This is a genomic window from Clostridium hydrogenum, from assembly GCF_021432385.1.
GTDB lineage: Bacteria > Bacillota > Clostridia > Clostridiales > Clostridiaceae > Clostridium_S > Clostridium_S hydrogenum.
Genome location: NZ_JAEACT010000002.1, coordinates 902167 through 923642, shown reverse-complemented (window position 1 = coordinate 923642; position 21476 = coordinate 902167). Strand labels below are relative to the sequence as shown.

19 protein-coding genes and 2 riboswitches are annotated in these 21476 nt (G+C 29.1%); of the genes, 4 read left to right on the top strand and 15 right to left on the bottom strand.

What is annotated here, in order from left to right; all coding sequences use genetic code 11:
• Positions 1-364: 364 nt before the first annotated feature.
• From ndk to CUEA01_RS04100, 6 genes are all read right to left on the bottom strand, one after another.
• Entirely contained in the window at positions 365-814 is a 450-nt protein-coding gene (ndk, locus tag CUEA01_RS04125; protein WP_234118655.1) for a nucleoside-diphosphate kinase, read from the bottom strand.
• Between the two features lie 755 nt (positions 815-1569).
• Positions 1570-2268 carry a DUF4430 domain-containing protein gene (locus CUEA01_RS04120; RefSeq protein ID WP_234118647.1) on the bottom strand — a complete coding sequence of 233 codons (699 nt, stop codon included), beginning with the start codon at positions 2266-2268 and terminating at the stop codon, positions 1570-1572.
• A gap of 30 nt (positions 2269-2298) precedes the next feature.
• Positions 2299-4221: a DUF4430 domain-containing protein gene (locus CUEA01_RS04115; protein ID WP_234118645.1), complete on the bottom strand. Its 1923-nt coding sequence runs from the start codon at positions 4219-4221 to the stop codon at positions 2299-2301.
• A gap of 11 nt (positions 4222-4232) precedes the next feature.
• Entirely contained in the window at positions 4233-4916 is a 684-nt protein-coding gene (locus tag CUEA01_RS04110) for an ECF transporter S component (protein WP_234118643.1), read from the bottom strand.
• Positions 4897-6537, bottom strand: coding sequence for an ABC transporter ATP-binding protein (locus CUEA01_RS04105; protein WP_234118640.1), 1641 nt, complete (start codon positions 6535-6537; stop codon positions 4897-4899). Before CUEA01_RS04105 ends, CUEA01_RS04110 begins: the two co-directional genes overlap by 20 nt.
• On the bottom strand, positions 6537-7397 hold the full coding sequence (locus tag CUEA01_RS04100; protein WP_234118637.1) for an energy-coupling factor transporter transmembrane component T family protein: 861 nt from the start codon (positions 7395-7397) through the stop codon (positions 6537-6539). The genes CUEA01_RS04105 and CUEA01_RS04100 overlap by 1 nt, the downstream gene beginning before the upstream one ends.
• A 179-nt stretch (positions 7398-7576) precedes the next feature.
• A riboswitch (cobalamin riboswitch) is annotated at positions 7577-7765 on the bottom strand.
• A 122-nt stretch (positions 7766-7887) separates the two neighbouring features.
• On the opposite strand from CUEA01_RS04100, the gene CUEA01_RS04095 reads away from it, so the two are divergent.
• The 4 genes from CUEA01_RS04095 to CUEA01_RS04080 all read left to right on the top strand — a co-directional run bounded on the left by CUEA01_RS04095 (position 7888) and on the right by CUEA01_RS04080 (position 11610).
• Entirely contained in the window at positions 7888-8385 is a 498-nt protein-coding gene (locus CUEA01_RS04095; protein ID WP_234118635.1) for a hypothetical protein, read from the top strand.
• A gap of 205 nt (positions 8386-8590) precedes the next feature.
• The gene (locus CUEA01_RS04090) at positions 8591-9634 is read left to right on the top strand and encodes a PocR ligand-binding domain-containing protein (RefSeq protein ID WP_234118632.1); all 1044 of its coding nucleotides are present in this window, start codon (positions 8591-8593) and stop codon (positions 9632-9634) included.
• Positions 9635-9756: 122 nt separating this feature from the next.
• A complete protein-coding gene (locus CUEA01_RS04085; RefSeq protein WP_234118630.1) occupies positions 9757-10101 on the top strand; it encodes a hypothetical protein in 345 nt (114 codons plus the stop codon).
• 207 nt (positions 10102-10308) lie between these two features.
• Positions 10309-11610 carry a D-alanyl-D-alanine carboxypeptidase family protein gene (locus CUEA01_RS04080; RefSeq protein ID WP_234118628.1) on the top strand — a complete coding sequence of 434 codons (1302 nt, stop codon included), beginning with the start codon at positions 10309-10311 and terminating at the stop codon, positions 11608-11610.
• A 359-nt stretch (positions 11611-11969) separates the two neighbouring features.
• Here CUEA01_RS04080 and CUEA01_RS04075 read toward each other — a convergent pair whose 3' ends face one another.
• The 9 genes from CUEA01_RS04075 to pflB form a co-directional block, all read right to left on the bottom strand.
• Positions 11970-13007, bottom strand: a complete 1038-nt coding sequence (locus tag CUEA01_RS04075; RefSeq protein ID WP_234118620.1) for an alpha/beta hydrolase family protein — start codon at positions 13005-13007, stop codon at positions 11970-11972.
• Between the two features lie 59 nt (positions 13008-13066).
• Positions 13067-13696, bottom strand: coding sequence for a DUF488 family protein (locus CUEA01_RS04070; protein WP_234118618.1), 630 nt, complete (start codon positions 13694-13696; stop codon positions 13067-13069).
• Positions 13697-13871: 175 nt separating this feature from the next.
• Entirely contained in the window at positions 13872-14543 is a 672-nt protein-coding gene (locus CUEA01_RS04065; protein WP_234118616.1) for a ribonuclease H-like domain-containing protein, read from the bottom strand.
• A 521-nt stretch (positions 14544-15064) separates the two neighbouring features.
• The gene (locus tag CUEA01_RS04060) at positions 15065-15880 is read right to left on the bottom strand and encodes a MetQ/NlpA family ABC transporter substrate-binding protein (protein ID WP_234118614.1); all 816 of its coding nucleotides are present in this window, start codon (positions 15878-15880) and stop codon (positions 15065-15067) included.
• A gap of 17 nt (positions 15881-15897) precedes the next feature.
• On the bottom strand, positions 15898-16539 hold the full coding sequence (locus CUEA01_RS04055; RefSeq protein ID WP_234122119.1) for a methionine ABC transporter permease: 642 nt from the start codon (positions 16537-16539) through the stop codon (positions 15898-15900).
• A gap of 2 nt (positions 16540-16541) precedes the next feature.
• Complete coding sequence (locus CUEA01_RS04050) at positions 16542-17504, bottom strand: methionine ABC transporter ATP-binding protein (RefSeq protein ID WP_234118605.1); 963 nt, start codon at positions 17502-17504, stop codon at positions 16542-16544.
• Positions 17505-17630: 126 nt separating this feature from the next.
• Positions 17631-17739: riboswitch (SAM riboswitch) on the bottom strand.
• Positions 17740-17933: 194 nt separating this feature from the next.
• The gene (locus CUEA01_RS04045; RefSeq protein ID WP_234118603.1) at positions 17934-18329 is read right to left on the bottom strand and encodes a PilZ domain-containing protein; all 396 of its coding nucleotides are present in this window, start codon (positions 18327-18329) and stop codon (positions 17934-17936) included.
• Between the two features lie 108 nt (positions 18330-18437).
• Positions 18438-19151, bottom strand: coding sequence for a pyruvate formate-lyase-activating protein (pflA, locus tag CUEA01_RS04040; RefSeq protein WP_234118601.1), 714 nt, complete (start codon positions 19149-19151; stop codon positions 18438-18440).
• Positions 19152-19163: 12 nt separating this feature from the next.
• Complete coding sequence (gene pflB, locus CUEA01_RS04035; RefSeq protein ID WP_234118598.1) at positions 19164-21395, bottom strand: formate C-acetyltransferase; 2232 nt, start codon at positions 21393-21395, stop codon at positions 19164-19166.
• Positions 21396-21476 lie beyond the last annotated feature (81 nt).

The following is a 21476-nucleotide window of genomic DNA, read 5'->3' as shown; positions in this document are numbered from 1 at the left end:
CTACGAAAAATCTTATAACTTATTATTTTTAAGATTTTCTGCTTCAGCAGAAAATCATCCTGAATTGTGAATTGTGCATCGTGAACTGTGAATTGAAAAAATATTGTTACAAGGATAAACTTGGCATTTACAATTTCTAGTTTGGAAGTAGTTTCACTATATATACACTACTTAATATATTAGCATGTTTCACTGAAAAATACAATTGTTTGCGAGCCATCTACAAATTTTTATACGTAATAACTTATAATTATAGATAGGCAATTTAAAATATAGAAATTACAAATGCCAAATGTATCCTGCTAAATTATAATTTGTAAGGATACACTTGGCATTTGTAATTTCGATTTTCTAAGCAATACATCTATACATTAAGAGAAATATTTTCCTTAAAAGCAAACTTATCTGCACTTTCTGGAAACCATAGTTTTATTTCTCTTTCCGCATGTTCAAAACTATCAGAAGCATGTACTAAGTTCATTGTTCTATTATCTGCATAAATTCCTCTTATACTTCCTAATTCTGCCAATCGTGGGTCTTTATTGCCATTTATCTTTCTTACAATATCAATTGCATCTTCACCTTGAATAATCATTGCGCATAACTTTCCACTTGTAATATAATCTATTAACTCCTTAAAAAACGGCTTTCCCCTATGTTCCTCATAATGTGCCTCCGCAAGTTCTTCACTACACTGAACAAGCTTTAATTCAATTATATCAAGTTCTTTTTTTTCATAGAAACTTATAATTTCTCCCATTATTTTTCTCTTGATTCCATCAGGTTTAATCAAAACCAATGTTCTTTCTAGCATAGCTAACACCCCTTTAAATATTAATAAATTAGTAAGCTTTTCTTTTATAAATAAAGTAAAAACTAATTGATATTGTTATTTTAACCATATAATCAAAATTTATTTATAAAATCACAAAAGTTAACATCAACAAATTTACTATAATACACTGAGGTCTCGTTTACTAATATAATTTATGGTTACATTATAACTCCTTTACTGGTAAATTTAAAGTATTTTCAGAATTTTGCCAAAATATTTGTGAATAAAACTGTTCTGGCACATTACGATTCTTGACTATTTATAATTAATTTTTAATGATCCATTTGAAAAGAATCAATTAATCAAAAATATTAGTGTACCTACGGAATTTTGCTGTAGTTCATAATCAATATCTATTACTAAAATCATTAAAATTACTGTATTAAGTTATTACAAAATAATTATATATTCTGAAATAAAGATGTAGTTGGATTAGTCAAATAACTTTTGGTAGGTGTAGGGAAAAAATGATGTTAGTGAATAGTGGTGAAAAAATTTCTAAAATAAAATTGTATAAAACTTAGCGGAAAATTTTTTAAAGCTTTAGAACTTTAGATTGTCTGAGCATCTTTTTGCGAGTTATCGAAAGTTCTTAAGCTTTAAAAAATTTGTCGCTTAGTTTTATTAATTTTATTTAGGATTTTGAGCCGCTATTCACTAACATCATTTTTCTACGCCTACCAAAGGTTATTTGATTTTGCACTACACTTTAATTTGGAAAGTTTATTATTTAACTAGTTTGATGAGTATTTCCAAGTCACCTTATCACCTGTTTTAAGTTTATATCCGCCACAGCCAATATCTGGTGACTCTCCATTTACATAATAAATCCATCCACTGTTTTTTCCATGTTCTTTTTCTCTTAAACCATCAATGGCTGATATATATAGCATGTATCCAGAACCAGTTGTTTCTCTACTTATATTGTTTGCTTTTAAGACATCTAAAGTTACATCTCCAACTGTCTTTCCATTTACATCCTCATAAGTGGAAATAATTGTTTTTCCATCTAAAGCATTTACTATTGTAATATTAGCTTCCTGCTTAACTTCTACACTTTTAGCTGATGAATTTGAATTAGTAGTATTTGAGGATATATTGCTGTTACTACTCGAAGCTGAAGTTTTACTAGATGCTGTAACAGTCTTTTGTGTACTACTTGTACTTACATTTGAAGTTGTACTTTTACTTCTTGCTTGTGCTGTAGTTTTATTTGAATTATTGTCCTTACTATCACTTTTTGCAGTACTTGTATCAACTTTTTTGTCTCCACTATCATTACTTGCTTTTTTTACAGTTTCTTTTTTGTTTACACCTTGTGTAATATTTTTATTGCTAGAAAAACTAAGGTTATCTCTTACAGCATTTCCACCTATAATTAGTATTATTGATACTATTATTACAGAAGCACTTAAAAGTATTTTCTTTTTCATTCTATATCCTCTTTTCCAATTCACAATTGCTTATCTATATTTAACATACTTTCTTCTATAAACCACAATTAAGCACGCACCTGAACTAGCAATAACTATTCCTAATAGAACTAAAAGTTTAAAATCAAAGAAATATCCTGTTTGAGGAAGCGAAGCGTAACTTTTATTTACTTTAGCCTCACTAATTTTGCTTTGACCTGCATTTGTATTAGAAGCCGTTGAATTACCTGTAGTAGTATTTTCTGAAACACTGTACACTGGAAGTTTATATGCATCTATACCACTGCTATAATAATTATATGCTGCCTTCTTTTGATTAAATTCATTTAATGCTATTAATGCTCTAAAAGCCTCTTCAGTTGAAAATTCATTGCTATCAGAATCTTTAAGCGTATGTTTATAGCTTCCATCAGAAGTTTTATATGAAAGTAATGCATTTACTAAATTACCATTTGCTTTTTTGAAATCAACTGTAGAATTTGACAATTTTGTAGCTCCATATGGATTTACATTTACAGATAACAAGCCTAATATAACAAAAGCATTTGTTTCACTTGAGTTTCCATAACTTCCTGGAACATTTCCGTTAGCATCTTGTATAGAATTTAAATGTGAAATTGCTGAATCCACTGCTGAAACAACATCCTTATCGGAAGAATTATAATAAGGTGATAGAGCCGAAATAGCAGCTCCTGTCATATCAGCATCTGCTGTTTTTACACTAGTATCATAAGACCATCCAACTACATTTCCACTTTCATCTTTAATTGCACTTTTTAAAATAAAATCTTTAAGTGCATTTTTTGTTATTTTATAATTTGCATCACTTATATTTGCATATTCATAAGCCATAAGACCATAAACAGCATCGTTAACTAGGAAATCATCTATATTTCTATTGTAAAGTTCCGAAACTAAATTAACACCTGCAAAATTATATGGAGTATATCCTGCTGCTGTTAATCCAATTATTAGTTTTTCTATTTCAGTATTATATGATTTTTGAATACCATTTTCTTTTATATTGTTTGCTGCTGTTTCAATAAAATCATGATGTATACTGCTTTGCATTCCTAAATTATTTAAATCTAGTGCTGCCCATTCATCCGTATAATTTTTAACTAAATTCTCGGTTAACTTTAATTCACTAGAAACATCTAAACTATCAGTATTGTTTGTTCCATTGTCTCCAGTTTGTGTGCTACCTCCTTGATTTGAACTTGGAGTTCCAGTTGCGATTGTAAATTCAAATTTATCTGCTGCCACTTTAGGAATAGAATTAGCACTATAATCGCTTAAGTCTAAATAATAATTTCCTGCTTCTAAACCATTATTTATTGAAATTTGATTTTTATCTAAAATGACCGGAATTGTATCTCCCTTTTCATTTGTAAGTTTAGCCGTAATACCTTCAATAGGAGTAACAACTGGCTTATTTGTATTCCAATCAATATCTTTATTATTTACGCTTATTGTAATTGGCTTATTTGCATCCTTAGTTGAAAATTCTATATCATTTGCAAGATATGTTGTACCCCAAAGTGAAAAATAAACCACTAGTTCATCTCCTGCACTTAAAGTAGTCTTATCAATTGCTGTATCTGGTGAAACATAAGTACCATCTGATTTTTGGATTGCATACATCCATCCAGAGCCTTTTTCAATATCATTTGTTTTTAAATTATTTATGCTATTAATAAACTTGCCATACTGGCCATCTTCAATGTCATACTTGATATTTTTAGTATTTAAGGTTTCTTCTAATGCATCCAATGCGCTAGTTTTCTCTGATACGCCACCTGCTATTTGCTTATCTGTCCCATCTACAACTACATTTATAGTATTTGCAGCTGCTTTTATATTAAGCCCTGTAATTGAAGAACTGTATGCAAAAATAATTGCAAAACTTAATATAAAACTTATTACTTTGTTACTTATTTTTTTTGTTTTCATACTTTTTCCCCCTATACTTTTTTATAAGTTATTTTTTTCTTAAATCTATTGAGTATTTTATAAAACTTATCATAAAAAACTATACAAAATATAAAATTTCCAACAGCATGCATTACATCAAAAGTTATGCCTGCTAAATATGCTAAAAATACTGTTTTAACATTTATTGGTCTTATATATCCAAGTACATGCCATATATCCATTATCCAGTCAAACATAAAACCATATAAAAAACATATTATTGCAAATATTTCTACAGGCATTTTCTTTTCTTTTTTGCCCATGATACCAGAAAGATACCCAACAAGTCCCCATGAAAACATCTGCCAAGGTGTCCATGGTCCCTGTCCTAAAAATATATTTGATATAAAGGCTGTTGTACTTCCAACAAGGAACCCCTCAAAGGGGCCAAATACCATTCCTGTTATTGCTACTATAAAAGTTACTGGCTGAACATTGGGTATACCTGTAAAAACAACCCTTGAAGCAGATGCAAAGGCAGAAATTCCTCCAATAAGTGCTATTTCTTTAGTTCCCATAGAACTTTTTTCAAAATAAAAATAAGCAAGAATTATAATAGAAAAAACAATGCCTGTAACAATTGCTGGAAATGTATTTTCACTGCCATACTTAAAAGCTGCTGCCATAAGTGCTATAACTAGAGACAATATAAGACTAGAAATTAGTTTCTTCATAATTGTTTTTCTCCTTACAAATAGTCCTTATATCATCAACTACAAATATATTAGAATTAATATCTCTAAAAAGTTTATTTATATTAGTTGTATAGTAAATACCTTGATTTAAAACACGATTTTTGCTTCCTTCGGCTATAACTTTTCCCTCAAACATAAGTATAAAATTATCACAAAATTTAGCCGCAAAATCCATATCGTGTGTAATCATAAGTATTGTGCCCCTACTATCATTTAAACTTTTTAAAATGCCACCAAGCCTATCTTTTGCTTCTTCATCAAGTCCCCTTGTAGGCTCATCTAATATCAATATTTCTGGTTTTAAAACAAGTACAGATGCAATTGCTGCTCTTTGTTTTTCACCACCACTTAAATCTCTTGGATTTTTTAGCTTCAATTTATATATATCTAGTGCCTTTAAAGTATCATCTATCAACTTTTCATCTTTAAGTCCATAATTATTTAATGTAAACTTTAATTCCTCATAAACTGTGTCCTTAGATAAATAATCATTGGGATTTTGAGATACATAACCTATTTTAATTCCTAGTCTTTTTAATTTTTTAACTTCTTCCCCGCATATCTTTATGCTTCCTTTATATTGCGTAAAGCCCATAATTGCTTTCATAAGTGTACTTTTTCCTGCACCATTAGCACCTATAATTCCATTAAAGCTTCCCTGCCTTATATTGAGATTAATATCATCAACTGCCTTCATTTCATCATATTTGCATACAAGTTTCTTTATATCAATTATACTTTTACTTTCTTTAATTAAATTTTCTGTGCAACTATAAGCTATATTATATTTACTTAAGTTCCCCCTAAGCTCCCTAAAACTATTTGGCATTTCATTTATATTTAAAACTCTTGCTGCTTTTAAAAATGATGGTAAAAATCTATTTACTTCATCAGAAGTATTCTCATACATATCACTTTTAGAACCACAAAATATTATACTACCTTTATCCATTACAGCAATCCTATCTGCTATTTCAAAAAACTTATCTGTTCTCTGCTCAATAACTATAATTGTAATTCCAAGTTCCTGATTTATTTTTCTTATTAAATTTACAATTTCTTCAGAAGCAGCTGGATCAAGTTGTGAAGTTGGTTCATCAAATACAATGCATTTAGGCATATAAACTAAAGCTGAAGCAATAGAAACTTTTTGTTTTTCTCCACCTGATAAAGTCTTTATAAATCTATCCTTTAAATTTAAAATATTGCAAAACTGCATAGTTTCAATTACACGCCTTTTTATAATACTTCTTTCAATCCCTATATTTTCAATTCCAAAAGCAATTTCCCTTAAAACCTTATCCATTAAAATTTGCTTTTCTGGGTCTTGAAATACCATAGTTATAAGCTCTGCTCTTTCCCTATCCGTAAGTTCTTCTAAGCCTTTATTGTTAATAGTAACCTCTCCAGATATTGTACCTCCATAGAAATTAGGAACTGCTCCAGTAAAACATCTTGATAATGTTGATTTTCCAGAGCCTGATTTGCCACATAAAAATAATATCTCACCCTTTTTTATTTGCAAGTTTATATCCTTAATAGTAGCTTTCTCTTCATCTGGATATGAATAGCTTAAATTTTTAACCTCTATGTATTCCATTAAACTTCCCCCCTCTCTACGCTTAATCCTTTGTTTATTATAAATGAGTTAAAAATAGTTAGAATGAAAAATATATATACAGACAGATTTAAAAATGAATTTCTTGTGATTCCATATGCATAAATATCAAAGCTATCAAATTTTAATATATGCAATATTAAAAAGGCTAAAAAGTAAGTAAAATATACTACAGTGAAAAAATAGTCTCTCCTTTGAAACTTTTGTTTATCATAGGTAGTCCTTTTACCACTAAGAAATCCTCTTACATATGCAGCTTCTGCAATATTAAAAAAGGTTTCAAGCGAATCCTCTAAAAGAACAGATAAAACTTCTAGATTGCTTTTTATTCTCTGCTTTATATTTCCTCTCTCAAAATCAACGCCTCGTGCACTATATACCATTTTTATACTTTTAACTCTTTCTTTCATTATTGGGAAAAATTTAATTCCTATCATCATTGCAAGTGATGTTTTGGGAACTTTAGACATAAAATACGATACAGCACTATCGGAATCTACAAGCAATCCCAGCATCATAAAAATGTATATTACAACTAATAGTTTAAAGGTCAAGGAAAATGCATATACTATAGACTCCAAAGTAAAATCTCTTCCAAAAGCACTAAATACAACAAAACTTCCCTTAGATACAAAAAACATATTTATTGCCATGTTCATAATAGCAAAGGGAATAAAATATATTAAACCAACTTTTAATTTTTTTACTGCTCCCCTTTTTATAAAGACAATTAATATAAAGACAAATATACACAATATGATTAGTGGGTTATCTTCTAAAAACGTTATAATGATAAACACTAAGCATAAACTAACAGGACTTATAACATGAATATCTTCCAAACTTATCCTCCCTTATTTCAAAGTAAATTGAATGCGGATTTACTGCATTTTACTGCTGAAAATCTTTACTATCAAATCTTTATAAATAAAAAAAGAACCTTAAAGGTTCTGCACATAACAAAAAAAGCCCCAAAAGGCCATTATTTTTCAAAACCCTTAACCTTCCCACCGAAGGCAGAAATCGCTCATTAAAAATATAAGATATCCTGGCTTACACTTCATCCTATAAGATTGCCTTCCCCAATTTATAAAGTTACTAAACCGAGTGGCGTATAATCCTTCGTCTGTGTTTACAGTAGCGGGGGCTGCTGAGGCATTTAACCTCATTCCCTTATATTTGAGCCAATATAAATTTCACTGGTATTATATTATCATAATTATATATTTTTTTCAAATTCATTTTTTTACTTTAAAAATTCTATATTTTATTTTATAATTCTAATATAAGGCATAATTTTATTTCATTAATCGTAGTTGTGGAGATGATATTATGAAAAACAAAATAATAAATTCAATTATTACATTATGCATATGCTTTCTCATAGCACCATTAGTTCTATATTGCATTTTAGGTATGTCATCTTTTAAAAACATGCTGTATCTAATTCCAAAAGCGCAAATAATTACAATGTATATGATTGTTAGTACAATTGGTTTAATACTGTATGTTTCATGGAAATTCACAAAAAAACTTTTATTGCAAAAGCTAAACCTAAGTCCAATTATAAAATCTGAACTTATATCTATTGAAAAATTAGATCAAAAATCTATGAGTTTAGGATTTATGGAAATAGATATCGAAACTGAAGATATCTATATAGTTAAGTTTAAACATAAAAATAAGATAATTGATACAATTATTAAAAAAAATGATATAAAAAAAGATTTATCAACAAATGAAAATCCATATGTTGAATACCAATGCATAAAATTCGTAAATTTTTTTAGTAAAATTAAGAACATAAAAGTTCATACCAGTAAGAAATAAAAAATGAAGCATCATAAAATTGTGTAAAAGACAATTTTATGATGCTTCATTTTTTACATTACAAAAAGCTTTAGGCGTCTCCACCATAAAAAAGTCTAAAAAGAATATACATGTAAAGTTTCCAAAACAATAGCGTATAAATGCTACTCAAGTTATGGTAGACTGATTATGCAGATATTTTAAATTTTAATTCGGAGGATGAATTATGATAAAAAAATTAGGTAACGGAAATTTGGATTTAACTGCTCTTGAAATAGAAGATGTTATAGATATAAAATTGCTACAAACCTTTCAGGATAACTTTGCGATCGGCATGAATATAGCAAGTGTAACTGTAAATAAAATTGGTGAACCTATAACTAAGCCAAGTTCCTACACAAATTTTTGTACAAATTTCACTCATTCTACCAAAATAGGAGATGACAGATGCGCTGCATCCCATAAAAAAGGCGGCGAAGAAGCTGCACGAACAGGCAGACCTTATATTTATACTTGCCACGCTGGACTAATAGATTTTGCTGCTCCTATACTTATAGAAGGCACACTTATAGGTACAATTTTAGGTGGACAAGTATTAACAGCTCCTCCCGAAGAAGATAAATATAGAAAAACTGCTAAAGAAATAGGCGTTGATGAAAACGGCTTTGTTAATGCTGCCAACAATGTTTATATGACTAAAGCAGAAAATATCAAGGCTGCTGCAGAGGTTCTTTTTATAGTAGCAAATTCACTTTCAAAAATAGGTTATGAGCAACTTAAATTAAGCAATATGGCTGAAAATCTTTCTTTTAACTTTAACCAAGTATCTGCCACTATGGAAGAGCTTAGTGCTTCTTCTGTAAATGTCACTAATAATCAACATAATTTAAGCGATGAAATAGTTACTGTAAAAGATTTATCTATAGAAATAAATTCAGTACTAGATTCTATAAAAAGTATAGCAGATCAAACAAAAATGTTAGGCTTAAATGCAGCAATAGAAGCAGCAAGAGCAGGTGAGTATGGTAAAGGGTTTGGAGTTGTTGCTACAGAAATAAGATCCTTATCACAAAATTCAAAAGAAACTGCTTTAAAAATAAGAGAACTTACAAATAAAATTCAAGTCTCTGTTGATAAAACAATAGAAACCTCTAATGAGACCCTATCCACTACAGAACAACAATCAGCTGCTATACAAGAAGCTACTGCCAACTTACAACAAATAACAAACTTAGCAGAAGAATTAAATTTAATGGCAAAGAGCAAATAAATTTACTAAGGCATATTAAAGAAAATAACTGCAAGTTGGACTTGTTATTTTCTTTAATATGCCTAAAATAACATGTATTATTTTTTTAACTTAGGGCATACTTACCTTGAGGAGTGATTTTCGTGAATGTTACAAGTATATCTTTATCATATTGGTTTCTCGGTATAAGTTTAATAAGTTTGTTATTTTCGTTGTATTTTAAAAACTTAGTTATTAAAACTTCCCCAGGAAATAAATCACGTGATAAAATAATAGGAACTATGAAAGACCCTATGGCTTGGCGTGAGAAGAATAACATTTTAGCATACATATCAATATTTTGGACTGTAGTATCTTTATTATTATTTATTTATTTCAAGTTTTTAAATGCATCTCAACTTATTTCGATTTATTATGTTTTTGCCTATGTGGCTATTATTGCATTATCTCTAATATTAATAAAAGTAAAAAGCAAAAGTTCTGAATAAAATGCAGGGTAAATGAGCCCTGCATTTTTATTTGTAGAGCATAACAGTAAATGATGGAATTTTCATCTTAAGAGCGATTTAAATTCCTTTATCTCTAAGAAAATATATTAAAAACGTATTATATTTTTTGAAACAACCTTTTTTTTACTCCTCCTATTATGTTATACTCATTAAGTAAAATCTAAATTAAAATTGGAGCGATGAACATTGAAACATAAATTTATATCTACATTACTTAGTTTATCATTAATATTTTCTGCTTCTTCTAATGTATTTGCTGCTAGCACAGTCAATGCATCAGCACCTGAATTAGCTGCTAAAACTGCCGTGGCAATAGATGCTTCTACAGGAGAAGTTATATATTCCAAACAACTCGATGAAAAAATTTATCCAGCAAGCACAACAAAATTACTTACGGCAATTTTATTTACAGAAAATAAAAAGCCATCTGACATACTCAGTTATTCAAAAAGTGCTTTTGATCAACCTACCGCTTCTATAAACAAAGATTTGCATCCTTTAAAGGTTGGCGAAAAAATATCCGCTGATAATGTTATGAAAGGTCTTTTAATGTATTCTGCAAACGACATGGCGTATGTTATTGCATCAAATTTACTAAATAATATAAATGATACAGATGCAGATACTACAAATAAATTTTCGGCTATTATGAATAAAAAAGTACAATCCTTAGGTCTAAAAAACACCCATTTTGTTACAGCCAATGGACTTCATGATCCAAATCACTATAGTACAGCTTATGACATGAGTCAAATTGCCAAAGTTGCATTTTCAAATGATTGGATTTTAAAAACTATATCTACACAAAAATCAACTTTTGCAACTGTTGATGGCATTAATTTGCCCCTTGAAAATAGGAATAAACTTATACTTCCAAAGGAATCTGTTTACGATCAAACTTGCATTGGAGGTAAAACTGGCTATACTTCTGAGGCAGGTAAATGTTTGATAGCTATATTTAATAGAAATGGCAGAAAAATAATAGGTGTTGTAATGGATTCATTATATGACCAAAAAGACCTTCAAGCATCTAAAGATATGGAAAACTTAATTAATTATAGCTATACTTTGACTCCTACAACACTTTATAAAAGTGGTTCAAAATATACTACTGTTAAATTATCATACAAGCCATTTAAATTATTTGGCCCAACAAAAACAGTAGATGTGCCTTTAATTGTAAAAGAAAATGTGAATTATTTTAAAAATCCAGTAAATGATGCTGAAAAAGTTTTAGTTCAAAATATATCTAATATAAATCCTTGGAAGTTAAACACTGATACTTCAGTTGGTACTTTAACTTTAAAAGAAAGAGGCGTCACTAAAAATTATAAACTTTATTCCAGTCTTTCCACAAAGGATTTAATATCAGATAATAAATTACTATACGGCGCTTCTGCTTTAGCAATAATTGCAGCACTAGCTATTTTAATTACTTTAATATATAAAATAGTAAAACTATTTACAAGGAAAAAGACTTATTTTTAATACTATATAATGAAACTGCATCTAAGCTTTAAATATACCAAGATAATGTATACAATTTTTAACAATTTGAACTTCTGTTAATCAATGCAAAGTTCACAATGAAAGTTGATTTTCTGCACTTAACCAAAATTCCGTAGGTACGGAGGAATTTTTACCTTAACCAACTGTAAATGCTAAGTAAGAGTGTTCTAGAACGATTTAAATAACTTCTTATAAATCTTAGAGGAATATTTTCAAAAGACTTAGAACTTTCAATTTGTTTGAACGACTGTGAGTTATTGAAAGTTCTTAGGCTTTTAAAAATATTCCTCTTAGATTTATTGATGTTATTTAATGTTCCAGAACACTCTTACTTAGCATTATAGCCACTTTTCAAGCCAATAATAACATTTGTTTTTTACATCCTGTGGGAAAAAACTATTACTATTAAAAATTATGTTACTAAATTTATTTGGAATTCGCATATCCAAATAATTTTCTTTGATTTTCTCATACAATTTCTCTGAATAACTATTCAAAGCACTTTCTTCACTTTGAGTAATCATAAACGGTCTTGGTGCAATACCACACAATATATTTTCTATGTTGCCGTATTGTTTCAATTTTGGAATAGTTAAATACATATCAAAACTTTTTATAAGTTTAGCTACAGAATCATTATACAAATCATCTGGAAATCTTAAGTTATAATTAATACATCCTACTTTTATTCTATCATCAATATACATTGAGAGCATAGCAAGCATTCCACCTTCAGACGCACCTATGACCCCTATTTTTTCAGAATCAACTTCTTCTAACCCTTGAAGTACATCTACAGCTTTTCGCATTTCTAAAAGTTCTTTACCCATTTCAGTGTATCCTTCGTATAAACATTTATTACACATATACATTCTATAAAACTCATTTGTAAAATTAATATTTTGAAAATTGCTTTCTGAAGTTCTAAATTCACCATAATTAACATCTAAATTTGATTTTTCAAAATTTCTACTTTCATAAGGAAATCTATCTGGACATATTACTACATAACCCTTTTGACATAGCTCAAGACCATAATTAAGTTCAATATCCCCAGCTATTCCAGCGGCAGTGCTTTTACCATACTTATAATCCTCTAATTTTTTATTAGCATGAATGGCTAAAATTCCTGGCTTGTTTTTATTTTTATTTTTAGGGATAAGTAAGTATGCTTGTACCTTTTCGTTTAGCCTTACAGTGTATTCTATTAGCTTTCTGCTGTATTGATCAAATTCTTCTTCTTTAAGTACGTTTAAATTAAGTTCTTCCCCTTGGTCACAATCGTAATACCCTAAGAGTTCTTTAAACTTTTCAGGAGTTAATTTTAAATTTCCACTCTTTAGCTTGATATCTCTAAAATTATCGTTTAAATTCATAACAACCCTCCTATTAAGTAAACGTTATCTCAATTACATATTAATTATATTGTTAAAAATTACATTTTGCAACACTTTAAACATATTTCTCTATTTCTAATTCTATATGCTTCTTCTATCATTTCATTTCTAAAATCGTTCTCATTCATATCCAGGTCAACATTTTTCTTTATACTGTTTATTGATAATTCAGCTACCATTTTTATAAGCTTAACACCATACATTTTTAAAAGTTCACTTTCTATGTCCTCCTGATTCTTAATCACCTCTTTATTTATTATATGCCTAACTTCTACTTCCCTTTTTTTTAAAACATAAGCTATTATAATCCCCCTATTACAATTTACAGGTTCAATTTCACTTCCCATAATTGCTATATTAAATCCCTTTGTTAATCCATTTTCTATTCTAGATATTCCTTTATTAAAATTATCACTACATCTTACTTTTTCGAAATCAACTGCTCCATCCTCATTAATCGTTTTTAAGTTAAATTCCTGCTGCATTGGAATATAATATATACCAATATCATTTAAGAGAGCTTTTATGTTATTATGTTTATATTTTTCCAAGCAATCTATTTCTCCCCTAATATCTATTACACAATTAATTTTATATACTTTTAAAATAGAAATAAAATCATTAAATTCTATGTCACCATGTCCAATGGTATAGCAAATTTTTTTCATATTTTCATCTTTCCTTAAACTTATTTTTTATTTCAAGTTATTAATTTTATCCCTTATTATAAATATAGTCAAGTTTTAAAAGTTATGCTACCTTTACAAAAGAATCAACTAAAACAACATAAAAAAATATCCGTTTATATTTCAACGGATATTTTTTAATACGCCAAAAGTATTTTTATTTACAATCCTCTTTTTTAATATTCTTCGTAAATTCATACCAATTAACCATTATATAAAACAAGCTTGTGACATCTTGCTCATTATAGCTTAATATTTTTTCAACTTTTTCTTCTGGCATTCTTTCAAAATATTCATTATCTTTAATAATTTTAGCAAAAGTTTTTGCTAATGTTGCACCGCTTATAAGTTCAGTTTCTCTCGGGATAGAAAATATTTTTTCTAAATTTTTAAGTCCAATGCACTTACCTGAAATTTTTTCGTATTCTTTTTGCAAATCAACCGATTTAAAATATTCATTTACCTTTATATCGATATTATTTTTTTCAAAAAGATAATTAATCATTGTGAAGTCGTTATTACCAGAAAATGTAACAACATATTCCTTATTCAATTCATTTTTTGCTTTACAAAAATATTTTTCAGCTAATTTAAGTATCTCATTCGCATCTTCTTCATTTTCTATCATATACTGAGTTAATTCAATCTGACTTAACTCTTCATTATAATAACCACATCCAAAAACTCCAACGCATATAGGCTTTTTATAAACATAGTGCTCTAAGTCAAAGAATAAAGCTTTCTTATAAACTTCCTTATTATTACCATCTGCCAAACAATTATTTTTAAATATATCACTAATATGTACTGTTTTATTTTTTGTTATCATTTTATCACTCTTTCAGAATTGTTTATATATATCATTGTACCATAAAATGTAATTTTTTAAAACCTCATACTAGAGATATTATAGATAATCAATTTGAAAAGTTAAAATTGACTGTCGCACTAAGATTATTTAATGCATAATTTAAAATTATTGTGAAACAAAGATGTAGTGGATTAATCAAATAGCCTTTGGTAGGTGGAGGAAAAAATGATGTTAGGGAATAGCATTGAAAAAATTTTTTAAATAAAATTTTATAAAACTTAGTGGCAAATTCTTTAAAGCTTTAGAGATTTAGATTGTCTGAGCTAATTTTTGCGAGTTATCTAAAGCTCTTAAACTTTAAAAAATTTGCCGCTTAGTTTTATTAATTTTATTTAAGATTTTGAGATGCTATTCCATAACATCATTTTTCTACGCCTACCAAAGGCTATTTGATTTTGCACTACACTTTGCTTCAGAATATTTAAAAATATGATAAAATTTTATATATCCAAAAATTCCATTATTAAAAGCTTATTTTGTTAAAAAGCAGGAATTATGCTTCCTTTATATTTTTCTTCTATATATTTTTTTACTTCTGGTGAATTCATTGCATCATCTAAAGCTTTAATATATTTTTTATTTTCATTTCCCTTTTTAACTGCAATTACATTGGCATAAGGTGAATCTTTTGATTCTAATGCCAAGGCATCCTTTGTTGGATTTAAATTATCCTGAAGTGCATAGTTCGCATTTATAACAGCTGCTGCAACATCTCCAAGCGCTCTAGGAACTTGTGCTGCATCTAGTTCTTTAAAATTTAACTTTAATTTATTTTCAGTTATATCTAACTTTGTAACAAGATCTTTTGATGCCAATTTTATAAGTCCATTCTTTTGAAGTAATTTTAATGCTCTAGATTCATTAGTTGCATCGCTAGGTACAGCTATTTCGTCTCCAGTTTTTAAATCCTTTAAACTCTTAATCTTTTGAGAATATATTCCTAAGGGTTCAATATGAACTTTTACTGTAGCAACTAAATCAGTATGCTTTTCCTTATTAAATTCATTCAAATAAGGTATATGCTGAAAATAATTTGCATCTATATCTCCATCTTGAAGTGCTGTATTTGGAAGCACATAATCTGTGAAGGTTTTAACTTCAAGTTTATATCCCTTTTTAGCTAAAATACCTTTTACTACATTATTCAAAATTTCTGCATGTGGTACAGGCGATGCACCTACAACAATAGTCTTTTTATCATCTGCATTAGTTGCTGTCTTTGATGTTCCACAACCTGCCAAAGTAGTTAATAACACAAGTCCTGTTAAAATTATTGATAAATATTTCTTTTTCATTTTTAAACTCCCCCTATTTATTTTGTCATTCTTTTGTATATAAAATTGCCTAAAGATTGTAAAATTTGAACTAAAATCATAAGTATTATTACTGTATATATCATAACTTCATTGTCAAACATATAGTAACCATAGTGCATAGCCGCATCACCAAGACCGCCTCCACCTATAGCACCTGCCATAGCAGAATATCCTATTATACTTATTACAGTAAGTGTAATTCCAAGTACAATTGATGGTAAAGCTTCTTTAAGCATGACCTTAAAGATTATTTGTAAATTACTTGCTCCAAAAGCTTTTGCTGCTTCTATTACTCCTGGGTCAACCTCTTTAAGTGAAGATTCTATAACTCTTGCTGCAAAAGGAAAAGAACCTATTGTAAGTGGGACTATAGCAGCTGTAGTACCAATTTGCTTTCCTACAATAATTTTGGTAAGAGGAACTATTGCTATCATTAAAATCAAAAATGGAAATGATCTTAACATATTTATAATAAAATCTAATATCTTATATACAACTTTATTAGGTCTTAAGCCTTTTTCATCTGTCACTACTAAAATAATTGCAGGTATGAAACCAATTATTACCGCAAGAACCGTAGATACACCTACCATATATATTGTCTCTAAAAGCGCTGGGAATAATACTTCATTTAATATTTTCATTCTATCACCTCCCACTTAACGCCTTTTTCCGAAAGATAATTACATATATTTTCTTTATTTTCTATGCTTGCATTAATTACAAGACTTCCCAAAACATCTTCCCTAAACTTTTCAAGCTTCCCCCATACAATGGAAAAATCTATATCAAGCTTTCTTGCCATAGAGGTAATAATTGCCTCCTCGCTTTCTTGCTTTGCAAATATTATTCTTATGTTAACACCAGTTTCTGGAAGTATATCTTCATCTTCTCCAATTAATTTTTTAATTTCCTCACCAGGATTTAAAAATAAATCTTGAACCTTTCCTATTTTCTTTATAATTCCTCCATCCATAAGTGCTGCTCTTTCACATATTTCCTTTACAACTTCCATTTGATGAGTAACTATAACTATAGTGATTCCGAGTTCTTTGTTTATCTTCTTTAAAAGTTCAAGTATTGATTTAGTTGTACTAGGGTCTAACGCTGAAGTAGCTTCATCACATAGTATAACTTCAGGCTTCAACGCAAGTGCCCTTGCAATTGCCACTCTTTGCTTTTGCCCTCCACTAAGTTCTCTAGGCTTACTCTTAGCCTTGTCCTCTAATCCTACAAGTTTAAGAAGTTCAGTAACTCTTTTTTGTATTTCTTCTTTTTTCCATCCCCAAACTTCTAAAGGAAGTGAAATATTACTAAATACATCTTTTCTTTCAAGTAGGTTAAAATTTTGAAATATCATTCCTATTTTTTCTCTAAATATTCTAAGTTCCTTTCCTTTTAACTCTTTTACTTCTTTGTCACTTACTTGAACTGATCCATCATCATATGTTTCAAGACCATTTATACATCTTAACAAAGTTGATTTACCAGCTCCACTATGTCCAACAATGCCAAATATCTCTCCGCTATTTATTTCAAGATTGATACTTTTAAGTATTTTATTACCACTAAAGGACTTAGAAATATTTTGTATTCTTATCATAAACTCACCTGCCATTTAAAATTTTAAAACGCTGAAGCATTTAATGCTTGTTTTTCCAATTTGCATCGTTATTGAAATCATATAAATAAAGCTCGAGAATAAATCCCGAGCTTAAAGTCGTTATTATTCTCATCTCTCAGCTAATAAAGCTGCAGAAATTAGCACCGCGTATTAAAATGATAATATCGGTTGCTGGGTTTCATAGGGTCAGTCCCTCCACCTCTCTTGATAAGATATTCATTTCCTATATATTCCTATAATTCAAATTGGATTAGTTATCTTGTTGTTATGTCTATTATATCATCAATATTTCTTATGTCAAATTTTTAGGCTATTTTTAAGCATTTCATAAAAAAAAGCATTTCAAATTCAAACATTCAAAATAATTTAACTTTTTATTTACTTTTCAGCAATAAAATAAATTTATAATTATTCATTATTTTTTATATATTCTTTTATATTATTTATTTGATTTAATGTTAGTGATATAAACTCACACCCCGCAACATAGAACTCATCATTTAGGTTAATCCACCTTACTACAGCTAAGCACCACATAGATAGTTTATCTGGCAAGGCAAGTGAAAAATTTATAAAATCACCTTTTTTTAATGGTATTACACTTTTAAAACAAATTCCATATTCAGATATATTACATGCCTTTAAAAGCGTATCATTCCCTCCATATTTCTCATACACACTCTCATCATTTATTCTAGGATACATAACCTCCATTTGAAATTTTACTCTTTTTAGAAATCTTTTCTCCGATTTATACTTATATTCTTTGCCACCATTTAAATTTGATTTTGAAACCAATGACATTTTAACCCCTCCATACCATATACCATACTAATAACATATTATCTATCGTAATAAAATAAAACCACTTGAAACTATAATTGTAATTTCAAGTGGCTTTTGTAATATCATCTATATTTTGAGAATATTTTTTACATAATTTTCATACATACTTGCTTTTTCTTTATCCATAGGTTTAACATCAGTTAAATTATATCTAACACCTAACTTTTCATATTTAGAAACACCTAAAGTATGGTATGGCAAAATTTCAAATTTATCTATCTTTCTAATTTTAGTTATTATACTCACAATTTGATCCATACTTTCATAGTTATCAGTAATTCCCGGAACCATAACATGCCTTATCCATATGTGTGCCTTTGAATTATTTACTGAATTTAGAAATTTATAAAACTCCTCCATACTGCCACCAGTTAATTTTTTATAGCCTTCTTCATTTACATGTTTCACATCCAAGAGAACCGTGTCAGTATATTTTAAAATTTCATCATAGTTTCCAATTCCAAAGCCAGCAGTATCAATAGCAGTGTTAATTCCATTTTCTTTACATAATTTTAAAAATTCAAGAAGAAATTCTGGCTGCATTAAAGGTTCTCCACCTGAACAGGTAACTCCTCCTCCAGACCTTGTAAAATAACTTTTAAATCTTTTAACCTTATTTAAAAGCTCATTTGCACTAATTTCCTCTCCATTATTTAAATTCCATGTATCCGGGTTATGACAGAAGGCACATCTAAGTCTGCATCCTGCAAAAAATACTACCACTCTTATTCCAGGTCCATCTACTAATCCCATGGTCTCTATAGAATGAATTTTCCCCATAATAATCACCCTTTATATATTTTTATGGAAGGTTCTTTTTATTACTTCAAGCTGCTGTTCTCTAGTAAGCCTTACAAAATTTACTGCATATCCTGATACTCTTATAGTAAGTGTAGGATATTTTTCTGGATGATCCATTGCATCTAATAATGTTTCTCTATTAAGTACATTTACATTTAAGTGATGTGCTCCTTGTACAAAATATCCGTCTAGTAATGCCTTTAAATTGTTTACCTTGCTATCATCATCTTTTCCCAAGGCATCAGGTGTTATTGAAAATGTATTTGAAACACCATCTTGGCACACATTCCTATAAGGTACTTTAGCAACGCTATTAAGAGATGCTAATGCTCCACTTTTATCTCTTCCGTGCATTGGATTTGCTCCTGGTGCAAAAGCTTCTCCTGCTTTTCTTCCATCTGGAGTTGCTCCTGTCTTTTTTCCATACATTACATTTGAAGTTATTGTAAGTGCAGATAATGTATGTTCTGCATTTCTATATGCTTTTGTTTTTCTAAGTTCTTTAATAAATTTATTAACTATTTCAACAGCCATGTCATCTACTCTGTCATCATCATTTCCGTATTTAGGAAAATCCCCTTCAATTTCAAAGTCAATTGCAATGCCAGCTTCATTTCTTATAGGTTTTACTTTAGCATACTTTATAGCACTTAATGAATCTGCCGCTACAGAAAGTCCTGCAATACCACAAGCTAGGAATCTATGAACATCTGTATCATGAAGGGCCATAAGTCCTGCTTCATAGGCATACTTATCATGCATATAATGTATTAAATCAAGTGTATTTACATATAAATTTGCAACATATTCCATTACTTTAAAATAATTTTCTTTTACCTTATTGTAATCTAAAACTTCATCTTTTATTCTTTCTATACTTGGAACTACTTTATCAAATTTCTTTTCATCTACTCCACCATTTATTGCATAGAGAAGTGATTTTGCAAGATTACATCTAGCTCCAAAGAACTGCATCTGCTTACCTATTTGCATTGCAGAAACACAGCAAGCTATTCCGTAATCATCTCCATATATAGGTCTCATTATATCATCATTTTCATATTGAATTGCGTCTGTAGCTATTGACATCTTTGCACAATACTTTTTAAAAGCTTCTGGCAATTTTTCAGACCATAAAACTGTCATATTAGGTTCTGGTGCTGGATTTAAATTTGTAAGTGTGTGAAGAAATCTAAAAGAATTTTTAGTAACTAAGGTCTCTCCGTTAATTCCCATTCCTCCAATAGATTCAGTAACCCAATTAGGATCACCTGCGAATAATTCATTATATTCTGGTGTTCTTAAATGTCTTTCTACTCTAAGTTTAATTACAAATTGATCTATAATTTCCTGTGCTTCTTCTTCTGTTATAACTCCATTTTGCAAATCTCTTTCAATATATATATCTAAAAAAGTTGAAACTCTTCCAAGTGACATGGCAGCACCATTATTTTCTTTTATTCCAGCCAAATACCCAAAATAAGTAAATTGAACAGCTTCTCTTGCATTTACCGCTGGATTTGAAATATCTACGCCATACTCTGCAGCCATGTTCTTCATCTTTTTAAGTGCCTTTATTTGTTCAGCAACTTCTTCTCTTCGTCTTATTAAAACTTCTGACATATCACCTTTTAATTCTTTTAAATCTTTTTTCTTTTCTTCAATTAAAAAATCAATTCCATATAAAGCAATTCTTCTAAAATCACCTATTATTCTTCCTCTTCCATAAGCATCTGGAAGTCCTGTTAACAATCCCACATGTCTTGCGACCTTCATTTCATCTGTATAAGCATCAAAAACGCCCTCATTATGAGTTTTTCTATACTTAGTAAATACTTCATTAACTTCTTCATCTATTTTATAGCCATATTCATTCAAGGCCTGCTTTGCCATTCTTATACCACCAAATGGATTAACCATTCTTTTAAGTGGCTCATCAGTTTGAAGTCCTACAATTACTTCATTTTCTTTATCAATATATCCAGCCTTAAAACTATCTATTCCAGAAACAGTTTTGGAATCTGCTTTTAAAACTCCACCTTTTTTAAGTTCTTCTAAAATCATATCTTCACATTTTTTCCAAACCTTTTTAGTTTTTTCTGTTGGAGCTACTAAAAAACTTTCATCTCCCATATAAGGTGAGTAATTTTTCTGAATAAAATTCCTAACATCAATTTTCTCATTCCATATGCCTGTTTTAAATCCATTCCATTCATTTCTCATAATTTTATCCATCCTTTTCCAAAATTTTTTGATAATTCTTAAAATTTTGCATCAGCCTATAAATTATGGTAATTATAGATA